Source organism: Actinorectispora metalli, assembly GCF_056323685.1.
This window is the reverse complement of the sequence record NZ_JBREYE010000001.1, coordinates 39,642-52,936: the sequence shown is the minus strand read 5'-3', so window position 1 is coordinate 52,936 and position 13,295 is coordinate 39,642. Positions and strand designations below refer to the sequence as shown.

At 68.6% G+C, this 13,295-nt stretch carries 15 protein-coding genes; 9 read left to right on the top strand and 6 right to left on the bottom strand.

Annotated features, from left to right (window positions below; genetic code table 11):
- Nucleotides 1-2,478 carry a phenylalanine--tRNA ligase subunit beta gene (gene pheT, locus ACU6XJ_RS00265; RefSeq protein WP_476305512.1) on the top strand — a complete coding sequence of 826 codons (2,478 nt, stop codon included), beginning with the start codon at nt 1-3 and terminating at the stop codon, nt 2,476-2,478.
- A 153-nt stretch (nt 2,479-2,631) separates the two neighbouring features.
- On the top strand, nt 2,632-2,754 hold the full coding sequence (locus tag ACU6XJ_RS00260) for a hypothetical protein (RefSeq protein WP_476305510.1): 123 nt from the start codon (nt 2,632-2,634) through the stop codon (nt 2,752-2,754).
- On the opposite strand, the gene ACU6XJ_RS00255 is transcribed toward ACU6XJ_RS00260, so the two are convergent.
- The 4 genes from ACU6XJ_RS00255 to ACU6XJ_RS00240 all read right to left on the bottom strand — a co-directional run bounded on the left by ACU6XJ_RS00255 (nt 2,738) and on the right by ACU6XJ_RS00240 (nt 5,449).
- A complete protein-coding gene (locus ACU6XJ_RS00255; RefSeq protein WP_476305507.1) occupies nt 2,738-2,935 on the bottom strand; it encodes a DUF397 domain-containing protein in 198 nt (65 codons plus the stop codon). The two genes, ACU6XJ_RS00260 and ACU6XJ_RS00255, sit on opposite strands and share 17 nt — an antisense overlap.
- The gene (locus ACU6XJ_RS00250) at nt 2,898-3,677 is read right to left on the bottom strand and encodes a DUF5753 domain-containing protein (protein WP_476305505.1); all 780 of its coding nucleotides are present in this window, start codon (nt 3,675-3,677) and stop codon (nt 2,898-2,900) included. Before ACU6XJ_RS00250 ends, ACU6XJ_RS00255 begins: the two co-directional genes overlap by 38 nt.
- Before the next feature lie 246 nt (nt 3,678-3,923).
- On the bottom strand, nt 3,924-5,018 hold the full coding sequence (locus tag ACU6XJ_RS00245; protein ID WP_476305503.1) for a hypothetical protein: 1,095 nt from the start codon (nt 5,016-5,018) through the stop codon (nt 3,924-3,926).
- Nucleotides 5,019-5,125: 107 nt separating this feature from the next.
- Nucleotides 5,126-5,449, bottom strand: coding sequence for a hypothetical protein (locus ACU6XJ_RS00240; protein ID WP_476305502.1), 324 nt, complete (start codon nt 5,447-5,449; stop codon nt 5,126-5,128).
- Nucleotides 5,450-5,493: 44 nt separating this feature from the next.
- Here ACU6XJ_RS00240 and ACU6XJ_RS00235 point away from each other — a divergent pair, with 44 nt between their 5' ends.
- Nucleotides 5,494-6,141, top strand: coding sequence for an O-methyltransferase (locus tag ACU6XJ_RS00235; protein WP_476305500.1), 648 nt, complete (start codon nt 5,494-5,496; stop codon nt 6,139-6,141).
- On the opposite strand, the gene ACU6XJ_RS00230 is transcribed toward ACU6XJ_RS00235, so the two are convergent.
- Nucleotides 6,055-6,714: a DUF2505 family protein gene (locus ACU6XJ_RS00230; RefSeq protein WP_476305498.1), complete on the bottom strand. Its 660-nt coding sequence runs from the start codon at nt 6,712-6,714 to the stop codon at nt 6,055-6,057. The two genes, ACU6XJ_RS00235 and ACU6XJ_RS00230, sit on opposite strands and share 87 nt — an antisense overlap.
- An 18-nt stretch (nt 6,715-6,732) precedes the next feature.
- Nucleotides 6,733-7,344, bottom strand: a complete 612-nt coding sequence (locus ACU6XJ_RS00225; RefSeq protein ID WP_476305496.1) for a DUF2505 domain-containing protein — start codon at nt 7,342-7,344, stop codon at nt 6,733-6,735.
- Between the two features lie 181 nt (nt 7,345-7,525).
- Here ACU6XJ_RS00225 and argC point away from each other — a divergent pair, with 181 nt between their 5' ends.
- Genes argC through ACU6XJ_RS00195 form a run of 6 tightly spaced genes read left to right on the top strand, consistent with a single transcriptional unit; the run spans nt 7,526 to nt 13,286 of the window.
- Nucleotides 7,526-8,554 (top strand): N-acetyl-gamma-glutamyl-phosphate reductase, encoded by a 1,029-nt coding sequence (gene argC / locus ACU6XJ_RS00220; RefSeq protein WP_476305495.1) that lies wholly within the window; start codon nt 7,526-7,528, stop codon nt 8,552-8,554.
- Nucleotides 8,551-9,744: a bifunctional glutamate N-acetyltransferase/amino-acid acetyltransferase ArgJ gene (gene argJ, locus ACU6XJ_RS00215; protein ID WP_476305492.1), complete on the top strand. Its 1,194-nt coding sequence runs from the start codon at nt 8,551-8,553 to the stop codon at nt 9,742-9,744. The genes argC and argJ overlap by 4 nt, the downstream gene beginning before the upstream one ends.
- On the top strand, nt 9,741-10,652 hold the full coding sequence (argB, locus tag ACU6XJ_RS00210; protein WP_476305489.1) for an acetylglutamate kinase: 912 nt from the start codon (nt 9,741-9,743) through the stop codon (nt 10,650-10,652). Before argJ ends, argB begins: the two co-directional genes overlap by 4 nt.
- Entirely contained in the window at nt 10,649-11,845 is a 1,197-nt protein-coding gene (locus ACU6XJ_RS00205; protein ID WP_476305487.1) for an acetylornithine transaminase, read from the top strand. Before argB ends, ACU6XJ_RS00205 begins: the two co-directional genes overlap by 4 nt.
- On the top strand, nt 11,845-12,777 hold the full coding sequence (gene argF / locus ACU6XJ_RS00200; protein ID WP_476305485.1) for an ornithine carbamoyltransferase: 933 nt from the start codon (nt 11,845-11,847) through the stop codon (nt 12,775-12,777). Before ACU6XJ_RS00205 ends, argF begins: the two co-directional genes overlap by 1 nt.
- On the top strand, nt 12,774-13,286 hold the full coding sequence (locus ACU6XJ_RS00195) for an arginine repressor (RefSeq protein ID WP_476305483.1): 513 nt from the start codon (nt 12,774-12,776) through the stop codon (nt 13,284-13,286). Before argF ends, ACU6XJ_RS00195 begins: the two co-directional genes overlap by 4 nt.
- Nucleotides 13,287-13,295: the final 9 nt, after the last annotated feature.

Genomic DNA, 13,295 nt, shown 5'->3' with positions numbered 1-13,295 from the left:
GTGCGCATCCCGGTTTCCTGGCTCGCCACGTATCTGGAGCTACCCGAGGGCACCACCGCGGAGAAGCTTGCGGACGCCTTCATCCGCATCGGCTTCGAGGTCGAGGCGATTCACAAGGCGGAGCCCGTCAACGGGCCGTTGGTGGTCGGCCGCGTGGTTGAGATCGAAGAGCTCACGGAGTTCAAGAAGCCGATCCGGTACTGCCAGGTCGAGATCGAGGACGGCCTCACTCAGGGCATCATCTGCGGGGCGACCAACTTCGCCGAGGGCGACCTGGTTGTGGTCGCGCTGCCTGGCACCGTGTTGCCGGGCGGGTTTGAGATCTCCGCGCGCAAGACCTATGACCGCATGTCCAACGGCATGATCTGTTCGGTCAAGGAACTCGGTATCGGTGAGGACCACGCGGGCATTTTGGTGCTGCCGTCAGGGGAGTCCGAGCCCGGCGATGACGCGAGCAAGTTGCTCGGCCTCGGGGAGACGGTGATCGAGCTTGCGATCACCCCCGATCGCGGTTACTGCTTCTCCATTCGGGGTCTGGCCAGGGAAATCGCCTGCGCGCTTGAGGTGCCTTACGGCGATCCGGCCGCGCACCAGGTGCCGGAGGCGACCGGCGATGCGTGGCCGGTGCACATTGAGGACGAGTTGGGGTGTCGCCGGTTCGTGGCGCGCCGGGTGACCGGGGTTGATCCGACGGCGCCCACTCCACTGTGGATGCAGCTTCGGCTGTTGGCCGCCGGTCAGCGTCCGATCTCGCTGGCGGTGGACGTCACGAACTACGTGATGCTGCTGCTCGGCCAGCCGCTGCACGCCTATGACGCGACCAAGCTGCAGGGCGATATCACGGTGCGGCGCGCCAGGGCGGGCGAGAAGCTGACCACTTTGGACGAGCAGGTCCGGGCGCTGGACACCGACGACCTGCTCATCTGCGACGAGTCCGGGCCGATTGGCCTGGCCGGGGTGATGGGCGGCGCCACCACCGAGGTCGGCGACGGCACGAGCGACGTGTTGCTGGAGGCCGCGAACTTCGAGCCTGCCACGATCGCGCGGGCGGCTCGCCGGTACAAGCTGCCCAGTGAGGCATCGAAGCGGTTCGAGCGGTCGGTTGACCCGGCGCTGCCTGCGTTGGCAGCGGAGGTCGCGGCGCAGATGCTGGTGCAGTACGGCGACGGCACGCTCCATCGTGGACGGACCGACGAGGGTTCGGTGCCCGCGCAGCAGGCGATCACCATGCCGCTGAACCTGCCGGATCAGGTGGCGGGCGTGAACTACGAGCGCGGGGTGACCGCGCACCGGCTGCGGCAGATCGGGTGCGCGATCGAGGTGGGCAGCACCGACGCCGGGGTCGGTGTCGTGATGGCTACCCCTCCGACTTGGCGCGCGGACTTGGTGCAGCCCGCGGATCTGGTGGAGGAGGTCCTCCGCTTGGAGGGTTACCACACCATTCCGTCGGTGCTGCCCAGCGCGCCCGGTGGCCGGGGCTTGAGTGCCGCGCAGCGGCGCAAGCGGGCGGTGTCGCGGGCGTTGGCGCACAACGGCTATGTCGAGGTGCTGCCGTTCCCGTTCACCGGCTCGGCGATGTGGGATGCGCTGGGGCTGCCCGATGACGACATCCGGCGGCGCACGCAGAAGCTGCGCAACCCGCTGGAGGCGGACAAGCCGGAACTGGCGAGCACGCTGCTGCCGGGTCTGCTGGAGATCTTGCAGCGCAACGTTTCGCGGGGTTTCCGAGATGTGGCGTTGTTCCACATCGGACAGGTGTTCCTGCCCAAGACCGAGCAGTTGCCGGTGCCCGAGGTTGGTGTGCTGGGACGGCCGTCCGAAGAGGACTGGGCCAAGCTGGAGGCGGCGCTGCCGCAGCAGCCGGTGCATGTCGCGGCGGTGCTGACCGGCAACCGCGAGCTGGCGGGCTGGTGGGGCAAGGGTCGGCCTGCGGAGTGGGCCGATGCCGTGCAGGCGGCGCGGTTGGTCGCGGAGACCGCGGGTGTGGAGTTGCGGGCGGTGCCCGCTGACTTGGCGCCGTGGCACCCGGGGCGCTGCGCGCAGTTGCGCGTCGGCGACTGGCCGGTGGGACATGCGGGCGAGTTGCACCCCAAGGTGGTGGAGGCGCTGGGCCTGCCCAAGCGCACCTGCGCCATGGAGTTGGACCTGGACGCGTTGCCGCTGACGGAGCGGCGTCCGGTGCCGCAGGTCTCGCCGTACCCGCCGGTGCTGCTGGATGTTGCGCTGGTGGTCGACGCGTCGGTTCCGGCGGCGGAGATCACCGCCGCGATCCGCGCCAACGGCGGGGAGCTGTTGGAGGACGTGCGGCTGTTCGACGTGTACACGGGGGAGCAGGTCGGCGAGGGCAAGCGCTCCTTGGCGTTCTCGCTCCGCTTCCGGGCTCCCGAGCGCACGCTGACGGTCGAAGAAGCGACCACCGCCCGCGACGCGGTCGTGGCGGCGGTAGCCGACCGATTCGGCGCCGAACTCCGCGCCTGAGCTGCACAAACGCCTTCCACGAACGGCTGAATCCAGCCGTGTTCTGCCCGACTCCGGGCGCGGGCGGGTTTTGGAGCATGGGCCGGGGGCTGCCCCGCAGGGGAGTTTCCGGCTGCGTGTCCCTTCGAAGGGAACTCGCGCTCTTTCCCGCCCGTGGACCAGAACTACACGCGGAGTGAGCCGGTCCAGTTGTACGACTTCGGCACCACCGCCGCTGAGGCCGAGCCCGTCGGCAAACTCGAAGGTTTCGGCGTGATCGTCAACCAGTCGGCGTAGCAGCCTGCACAAACGCCTGCCACGACGCCACCGGGAACCGCAGCATCGGCCCGGTGGCGTTCTTGGAGTCCCGGACCAGCACATCAGTCCCGGGGAAGGCCACTTCGACGCAATCTGTGCCTGCACCTCCACTGTGGCTGCTCTTACGCCAAGCCAGCCTGTTCGTTGACCTGCTCTCCATCCGGCTCTGCTCCCAGGGGGTCGAAGTCGCTCGCCATGGCGGTGAGCAACTCCTGGGATTCTCTCTCACTCAAGGCAATCTCGGCGAGATCCGTCAGAGTGTTCTGGAAGTACTTCACGGCTGTGGGCCTGTCAAGGAAGAGGCTGACGATACCGTTCTGGAGATAGATCACCGGGCCGTGATCCTCGAACGACATCACGCGAAACGTCGAGTCCAAGCCGGGTGTCGGTCCGGCTGCATCCGGGATCACGCGTACCTTGCAGTGTGGACGCTCGGTCCAGAGAAGTACGTTCAGCATTTGCTCGTTCATCACCCTCGGGTTGCCGACGAGTTTTCGCAGGGCGATCTCATGGATGAAGAAGGTGCACACGGGCGGATGCCACGCTTTTAGAACACTCTGTCGATCCATTCGAGCGCTTACTTCTGCTTCGATCCGTTCGGGAGGCAGGTGGCGATCGACCCCGGAGATGACTGCTCGCGCGTACTCTTCGGTTTGCAGCAAACCTGGGATGAAGATCGAGTCCAGCAACTGAATGGTCGTCGCGTTTGCTTCCCTGGCGACAAGAGTGTTCAACGAGTCTGCTGGTTCGTCGTTGTTCAGGCGAAGGACGAAGCCGTCGTCGGCTCGACGGAACCATTCGAGGATGCGGTGAATGTCGTCGTCCAAGGCGCCGCAACGGGTAAGGTATTGAACGATCCGTACCTCGGAGACGCCCTGGAGGCCGTGCTCGAACTTGCTCATCATGGGCTTCTCCCAGCCGAGCACTCGTCTGAGTTGGCTGGACGTGAATTTGGCTCGCACTCGCCACGCCTCAAGCTCGAGGCTGAGTTCGTGCCGAACCAGCGATATTGGCTTTCTCTCCTCCCTCATGCCCAGAGACGTTATCGACTCGGCAACGCGGAAGTCTGCAAGAACACGAAATAGCGCCTTAAGGCAGTAATGGACCGGCGGCTGTTTCCGTGGCGGAAACAACCGCCGGGATCTTCATCAGTTGGTGCTACGGACGATGAAAGGCAAAGGGTGGTCCTGCTCGTTGCCGGTGCTGGCGGTGCCTGCGGCGATCACGCCGCCGCCGGGCAGGCCCGCGATCTCGTCGGCGTAGGCGCGCTTGACGTTCGGGTTGCTGGACTTCGGGGCGGGGACCAGCTCCCAGGTGGTGCCGTTGTAGCGAGTGATGAAACTTGCGGCCTGGTAGTCGTATCCCGCCGCCCACAGGAACTTGCCGTCCCTGGTGACCGAGTGCAACTCGCCCTGAGCGTCGGGGGCCTGCACCTCGGTCCACTTCTCGCCGTTCCAGTTCAGGATACGGGCGTGGTTGCCCTCGCCGCCCTCGTTGCTCAGGCGGTACCCGACCGCCCAGGCCTCGCGGGGGCCGACCGCGACGACATCCTGAAGCGTGGACCGGAAGTCCGGGTCCTCCGGAACCGCGACCTCACGCCATTGCTTGCCATCCCAGTGCAGCGACATCGAGACCCAGCGGTCTCCCGCCACCTTGGAACCGACCGCCCACACGTTGTCCGCGCTGGCGCCCGACACCTCGTAGACCGCCCAGCCGGTGCCCAGGTCGGGCAGCTTGTCCTCCGCCCACTGCTTGCCGTCCCACCGCAGGATCACGCCGCGAGCCATGTTGTTGTCGCTGACCAACCCGGTCAGCAGCACGTTGGCCGTGCCGAACTGGGTGCCGCCGAGAAGTTGGTAGTCGCCGGCTGCCGGTTTCGGCAGCGCGACCTTGCGCCACTCGTTGCCGTCCCAGTGCAGCGCGGTGGAGCCGTCGCCCGCGGCCCAGATGTCATCGCGGGAGACCGCCGCCGAGGCCTGCACCCGACCGATGCTCGGAATCTTCTCGTGCCGCCACTGCCCATTGCGATACCGCAGTGCGGTCGTCTCGAAGTCGCCGGGTGTGCTGATGAAGCCCAACGTCCACGCGTCCTTGGCGTCGATCGGCAGCACCTCGGTAAGGATCGCGGCGTCGCTGACGACCTTGTCTTCCGTCCACTGCACGCCCGCCAAGGCGGTGGTGCTGGTCAGCGCCAGCACGGTCGCCGCGGCGACCAGAGTGGTGCCGAGCCGTGTCCTGCTCATAGTCCCTCCGGTGAAGCGGTGGAAATCCCTTTCACCCGAACCCAACGCCACCACGAGACCGCCGGGTTGCATGCTGTCAGCTCCGTGAAAGGACTTTCCCGAATCCGTCACCGGTCCTCGAGAGTGCTGCGCCAGTGGTGGATGCCTCCGCCTGCCCGGAACGCCTCGGACACCAACCCTGCGCCGTCCAAAGCGCATCTCACCTGGAAAAGTCCGCTGCGGAGCCTGGTGAGGTGACAGGTCCACCGATACTCGCCCGCCGCGAGCGTCACCTGCCGCGCGGCGAATACGGCCCTGCCCTGCCCGCTCTCCACGCTGACGCTCCACCGGTAGGCGCCCGCCGCAAGCTCGACAGTCCGGGTCATCACCGCATCGCCCGGCGGGGCGTCTTCCAGCACGAGATCGCATTCGAGCCGTGTGACCCGCGTCATCAGACCTCCTGCCACCCGCTCGGGACGAGGTTAGAGTCCAGTCCGTGAGTTTCATCGATCCCGCCGTGGGCGAGTACCTGCTGGCGCACAGCACCCCGCCGGACGACCTACTCCGCGAACTGGCCGCCGAGACCGAGCGCACCTTTCCGAACGCCGCGGGCATGCAGATCAAGCATGACGAGGCCGCGCTGCTGAGCATGTTGGTGCGGCTGACCGGGGCGCGCAACGCGGTCGAGGTCGGCGTGTTCACGGGCTACTCGTCCCTCACCATCGCCCGCGCCCTCGCCGAGGGCGGCCGTCTGCTCGCCTGCGACATCAGCGGGGAATGGACCGCCATCGCCGAGCGCTACTGGAAGCTCGCGGGCGTGGCCGACCGCATCGACCTCCGTTTGGCGCCCGCCACCGAAACCCTCGGGTCGCTGCCGGAGGAGCCCGTCATCGACTTCGCGTTCATCGACGCCGACAAACAGAACTACCACCTCTACTACGAGGAACTGCTGCCGCGCATGCGTCCCGGCGGTCTCATCGCCTTGGACAACATGCTCTGGAGCGGCCTGGTGGCCGATCCCGACACCACAGATGAAGACGCCAAGGCGCTTCGGGCACTAGCCGACCACATTGTCGCCGACCCCAGGGTCGACTCGGTGACCCTCGCGGTCCGCGACGGCGTGATGCTGGCCCTCAAACGTTGACGCAGGCCGAGAGCAGCCGCGCTCGACGTCCCTGATCGAGAACAGGGCGTCCGGCTCGGCTTCCGGCGGGGCCGCACCCTGCTTGCACAGCCAGGCCGCGATCAGGTGGTGTTCTCGGCTGGCGTGCGTCCAGTAGAAGTCGGCCAAGGCGTCTTCCATAACGCCGCCCGCGAAGGGGACCGCCGCGGTGATGGCGACGCGGGTGGTGATGGTGGAATCGCTGTCGCCGCGAGGGCGGATGACGGCGTCGATTTCGCAGCGGGCGGGCATGTCGGGAACCAGAATCGACACCCGCGTGCTGATGGTGCCGTCAGGGTGCCGGAACCAGTCCTCGATGCGTTGGACGATCATTTCCTCGCGTCGGACGATGGCTCGGGCTTCGCCCTGGAGCGTGGAACCGAAGGTCACATCGAGATGGACGCCGCCATCGGCAAGAGCGGTGCGGGTGACCGACTTGGTGTCCCAGCCGTGCTGGGCGGCCCGCCAACGAATCGAGTCCTCGGTCGTCATGGTGGCGTACACAGCCTCCACCGGGAACGCGTAATCGACCGAGAAGCGGATTCCGACAGCCATCGGACAATCCTCCCGTACTCAGTCGGAGCGCTCGCGCTGGACATCCTTGAGGGTGAACAGGGCCTCCGGTGCGGCACCCGGAGGAGCGAAGCCTTCCTTGTACAGCCATCCCGCGATCAGGTGCGGTTCCCGGGTGGCGCGCGCCCAGTAGAAGTCGGCGAGGACGTCTTCCAGGAAGTCGCCTGCGAAGGGCACCGCCGCGGTGATGTCGATGCGGTAGACGAGCGTGCACGCGCCCGCGCCGCGGGGTTCGAGGACGATCTTCAGTTCGCCGCGGGCAGGCAGGTCCGGGACCAGGATCGACACTCGGGCGATGCCGCTGCCGTCGGGATGGCGTGACCAGTCCTCGGTGCGCTGGATGATCAGCTCGTCGCGGTGCACGACGGCGCGGACCTCGGTCGGCAGCACCGCGCCGATGGATACCTCGAGGTGGACGCCACCGGCGGGCCAGGCGGTGCGGGTGATCGACTTGGTGTCCCAGCCGTGCTCGTCCGCCCGCCAGCGGACGGAGTCCGCAGTCGACATCATCTCGTAGACGACTTCCACCGGGAACGTGTAGTCGACCGTGTGCTGGATGCGGACGGTCATCAGGTCGGACTTCCCGTCGGAGGATGTGGCTGGGAAAGCCATTCAACCTGATGAATGCGGTGATCGTCAGCGGGCTTCCAAAAACGGATGTCATTTCCGTTGCCGGATGCCAAGAGTGATCGTCGGGCGGGCCAATCGTTGTGCGGGTAGTACTGGAGCCGGTGGTGGGGTTCACCCGAAAATCGCTTTGAGTGAAGTTGCAGAGCAGTGCATAATTATCCGCATGGCGATTCGGGTCGGTGTGGCGGGAGCCAGCGGGTACGTGGGTGGGGAGCTGCTGCGCGTGCTGCTCGGCCACCCCGACGTGGAGATCGGCGCGCTGACCGCGGGCGGCAACGCGGGCACCACCCTCGGCGCGCACCAGCCGCACCTGATCCCGCTGGCCGGGCGGGTGCTCGCCGAGACCACACCCGAGCAGTTCGCCGGTCACGACGTCGTCTTCCTCGCCCTGCCGCACGGGCACTCCGCGGAGCTTGCCCGGCAGTTGGGCGCGGACACGCTGGTCATCGACTGCGGCGCCGACCACCGGCTGCGGTCCGAGGCAGCCTGGACGCGCTGGTACGGCGGCGAGCACGCGGGTAGCTGGCCCTATGGGTTACCCGAGCTTCCCGGCGCCCGCGATCAGCTCCGCGGCACCAGGCGGGTCGCCGTGCCGGGCTGTTTCCCTACCGTCATCTCGGTGGCGCTGGCGCCGGTCTTCGGCGCCCAGCTTGCCGAGCACAGCGCCGTGATCACCGCCGTCACCGGCACCTCGGGCGCGGGCAAGTCGCTCAAGCCGCACCTGCTCGGCTCCGAGGTGATGGGCTCGGCCAGTGCCTACGGCGTCGGCGGGGTGCACCGGCACACGCCGGAGATCATGCAGAACCTCGGCGCGGTCGCGGGCGAGCCGGTGAAGGTGTCCTTCACGCCCGTGCTGGCGCCGATGGCGCGCGGCATCCTCGCCACGTGCAGTGTCGCCCTCAAACCCACGATCGATGAGTGGGAGATCGACCCCGCCTACGACAACGCCTACAAGGACGAGCCGTTCGTGCACCGGCTTCCCGAGGGGCAGTGGCCCACCACGGGCGCGGTGCTCGGCTCCAACGCCATCCAGTTCCAGTACGCCGTCGACCCCGAACTCGGCCGCCTGACCGTGGTGGCCGCCATGGACAACCTCACCAAGGGCACCGCCGGTGGGGCGGTGCAGTGCATGAACCTCGCCCTCGACCTGCCGGAGACCACCGGCCTATCCGCTGTGGGAGTCGCACCGTGACCAGCACGCAACTGTTGTCCGTCGACACGACCGAAGGCATCACCGCCCCCGCGGGCTTCCGCGCCGCCGGGGTGGCCGCGGGCATCAAAGCCAGCGGGGCGCTGGACCTCACGCTGATCGTCAACGACGGGCCGTCCGACGCCGCGGCCGGGGTGTTCACCACGAACAAGGTCAAGGCCGCGCCGGTGCTGTGGTCGCAGCAGGTGCTGACCCAGCAGCGGCTCAAGGCCGTCGTGCTGAACTCCGGCGGCGCCAACGCGTGCACCGGTCCCGGCGGGTTTCAGGACACCCACGCCACCGCCGAGAAGGTCGGCGCGGTGCTCGGCGCGGGCGCGGTCGATGTCGCGGTGTGCTCCACCGGGCTGATCGGCGAGCGGCTGCCCATGGACAAGGTGTTCGCCGGGGTGGAGGCGGCGGCCTCGACGCTGAGCGGTGACGCGGCGGCGGGTCTGAACGCGGCGACCGCGGTGATGACCACCGACTCGCGGCCCAAGCAGGCCTCGGTGCGCCGGGACGGCTGGGCCGTCGGCGGTTTCGCCAAGGGCGCGGGTATGTGCGCGCCGAACATGGCGACCATGCTCAGCGTGATCACCACCGACGCCGCGGTCGAGCCGTCGGTGTTGGATCAGGCGCTGCGGGAGGCCTGTGCCGCCACCTTCAACGCCTTGAACGTGGACGGCGGGACGTCCACCAACGACACCGTGCTGCTGCTGTCCTCCGGAGCCTCCGAGGTCACCCCGGGCGCCGAGGAGTTCACCGAGGCACTCACCGCGGTCTGCGCCGAACTGGTCGCGCAGCTTCAGGCCGACGCCGAGGGCGTCACCAAGCACGTCACCATCGCCGTGCAGGGCGCCGCGGACGACAAGCAGGCCGACCAACTGGGACGGGTCGTGGCCGAGGACAACCTGGTCAAGACCGCGCTGTTCGGGTCCGACCCCAACTGGGGCCGCATCGCGATGGCGGTGGGGCGCAGTGGAGTGCAGGTCGAGCAGGACCGGTTGGCCATCACGATCAACGGCGTGCAGCTGTGCCGGGACGGGCAGCGCGCTCGGGACCGCTCCGAGGCCGACCTGAGCGGCCGCGACATCGTCATCGTGATCGACCTCGGGCTCGGTGAGGGCGCCGCCACCATCTACACCACCGACCTCTCGCACGGCTACGTCGAAGAGAACTCGGCGTACTCGTCATGACGGAGTTGGACGTCACGCAGCAGCGGCTGGTCACCGCGGGGGAGAAGGCCGCGGTGCTGGTGGAGGCGCTGCCCTGGTTACGGCAGTTCCACGGCGAGATCGTCGTGGTCAAGTACGGCGGCAACGCCATGGTGGACGACGAGCTCAAGCGGGCTTTCGCGCAGGACATGGTGTTCCTGCGCACCGCCGGTTTGCGTCCGGTCGTCGTGCACGGCGGCGGGCCGCAGATCAGCGCCATGCTCAAGCGGCTGGACATCGCCGCCGAGTTCCGCGCTGGGCTGCGCGTCACCACGCCCGACGCCATGGATGTGGTGCGGATGGTGCTGGTCGGGCAGGTGCAGCGGGAACTCGTCGGCCTGATCAACAACCACGGGCCGCTCGCGGTCGGTCTGTCCGGTGAGGACGCCGGGCTGTTCCGGGTGAAGCGCAAGCCTGCCGAGGTGAACGGGGAGACCGTCGACATCGGACTGGTCGGTGAGATCGTCGAGGTCAACACCGACGCGGTGCTGGACATCCTGCACGCGGGCCGCATCCCCGTGGTGTCCAGCGTCGCGCCGGACGCCGACGGGGTGGCGCACAACGTCAACGCCGACACCGCCGCGGGCGCGCTCGCGGCGGCGCTGGCCGCCGCCAAGCTCGTGGTGTTGACCGACGTGGAGGGGTTGTACGCGAACTGGCCGGACCGCGACTCGCTGATCGCCCAGATCGAGGCGGACAACCTGGAAAAGCTCATGCCCGAACTTGAAGCGGGCATGGTGCCCAAGATGGAGGCCTGCCTGCGCGCCGTGCGCGGCGGCGTGCCCCGCGCGCACGTCATCGACGGGCGGCTCGCGCATTCCGTGCTGCTCGAGATCTTCACCAGTTCCGGTGTCGGAACCATGGTGCTACCCGGGGAGGAACCCGCGTGACCGCCTTGACCTCCAATCAGCAGGCGCGGCAGCGGTGGGAAGCCGCGCTGATGAACAACTATGGCACCCCCGGCCTGAGCCTGGTCCGCGGTGAGGGCTGCACCGTGTGGGACGCCGACGGGAAGTCCTATCTGGACCTGCTGGGCGGCATCGCGGTCACCTCGCTGGGCCACTGCCACCCGGCGATCGTGCAGGCCGTCACCGAGCAGGTCGCCAAGCTCGGGCACATCTCGAACTTCTACGTCAGCGAGCCCGCCGTCGAACTCGCCGAGGCGCTGCTCGACCTGGCGGGCGCCGCCGAGACCGGGCGGGTGTTCTTCTGCAACTCCGGCGCCGAGGCCAACGAGACCGCGTTCAAGATCGCCCGGCGCACCGGCCGCACCAAGATCGTCGCGGCCGAGGGCGGTTTCCACGGTCGCACCATGGGCGCTTTGGCGCTGACCGGGCAGCCCGCCAAGCGCGCCCCGTTCGAGCCGATGCCCGCCGGGGTCACCCACGTTCCCTACGGCGACACGGCAGCGCTACAGTCCACTGTGGACTCCAAGACGGCGGCCGTTGTGCTGGAACCCATCCAGGGTGAGGCGGGCGTCGTCGTGCCCTCCGACGGCTACCTCCAGGCCGCGCGGGAGATCACCGCCCGGCACGGCGCGTTGCTGGTGCTCGACGAGGTGCAGACCGGCATCGGTCGCACCGGGGCGTGGTTCGCCTACCAGCGCGCGGGCATCGTGCCCGATGTGATCACGCTGGCCAAGGGGCTGGGCGGTGGGCTGCCGCTGGGCGCCTGCATCGGCATCGGCGCGGCGGCGAGCCTGCTGGAGCCCGGCCAGCACGCGACCACGTTCGGCGGCAACCCCGTCTGCTGCGCCGCCGCACTCGCCGTGCTGCGGACCATCGCCGCCGAAGGCCTGCTCGACCACGCCTCGGCGCTGGGCAAGGAGATCGCCAGCGGTATCGAAGACCTGCATCACCCGCTCATCGACGGCGTGCGCGGCGCCGGGTTGATGCTCGGTGTGGGGCTCGCGAACGCTGTCGCGCCCGCCGTGGCCAAGGCCGCCCAGCAGGGCGGGTACCTGGTCAACGCGGTGCGGCCGGACACCATCCGGCTCGCCCCGGCACTGGTGCTCGGCGAGGACGATGCCCGCCGTTTCGTCGCGGACCTGCCCGGTCTGCTCGACGCCGCCGGGAGCCAGTGATGGTCAGGCACTTCCTCCGCGACGACGACCTCAGCCCCGACGAGCAGTCCGAGGTGCTCAACCTCGCCGACGACCTCAAGGTCGACCGGCTCGCCGTTCGCCCGCTGGCCGGACCGAAGTCCATCGCGGTGATCTTCGAGAAGAACTCCACCCGCACCAGGCTGTCCTTCGAGGTCGGCATCGCCCAGCTTGGCGGGCAGCCGGTGATCATCGACGGCAGGCTCATGCAGCTTGGCCGCGAGGAGACCATCGAGGACACCTCGCGGGTGCTGTCCCGCTACGTCGACGCAGTGGTGTGGCGGACCTTCGCCCAGGCCCGCATCGAGGCGATGGCCTCGGTGTCGCGGGTGCCGGTGATCAACGCGCTGACCGACGAGTTCCACCCCTGCCAGGTGCTGGCCGACCTGCAAACCATCCGCCAGCGCTACGGCAGGCTCGGCGGGCTCACGCTGACCTACCTGGGCGACGGCGCCAACAACATGGCGCACTCCAGCCTGCTGGGCGGCGTCACTGCGGGCATGCACGTGCGCATCGCATGTCCCGCGGGTTTTCAGCCGCTGCCCTGGGTGATCGACGCGGCCAAGCAGCGCGCCGCGGAGACCGGCGGCTCCATCCGGGTGCTGGCCGACCCGAAGGCCGCGGTGGACGGCGCGGATGTGCTGGTCACCGACACCTGGACCTCGATGGGGCAGGAGAACGACGGCAAGGACCGCGTCGGCCCGTTCCGCCCGTACCAGGTCAACTCCGCGCTCGTCGCGTCCACCGGGGTGCGCACCACGGTGCTGCACTGCCTGCCCGCCCACCGCGGCTGGGAAATCACCGACGAGGTGCTCGACGGACCGGACACCGCGGTCTGGGACGAGGCGGAAAACCGGCTGCACGCGCAGAAAGCGCTGCTCATGTGGCTCCTCGGCCACCAGGAGGCTTCATGACCACCCACCCGGCGTTGACCAGGGCCGCCCGGCAGGCCCGCATCGTGGAACTGGTCTCGCAGCGGGCCGTGCACAGCCAGTCCGAACTGGCCAAGCTGCTGTCCGCGGAAGGCATCGACACCACGCAGGCCACCTTGTCGCGGGATCTCGACGAGCTTGGCGCGGTGAAGCTACGCGGCGCCGACGGGGGAGCGCCGGTGTATGTGATTCCGGAGGACGGCAGCCCGGTGCGCGGCGTCGAAGGCGGCACCTCCCGGCTGGCGCGGTTGCTCGGCGAACTGCTGGTGTCCGTGGACTCCTCGGCCAACATCGCGGTACTGCGAACCCCGCCCGGTGCGGCGCACTTCCTGGCCAGCGCCATCGACCGGGCGGCACTGCACGACGTGGTCGGCACCATCGCAGGCGACGACACGATCATGACCCTGGCCCGCGAACCCCTGACCGGCGCCCAACTGGGCGAACGCTTCGCCGCCATGGCGACCAAGAACGGCTCGGCGCAGAGCCACTGACCTGTGGAA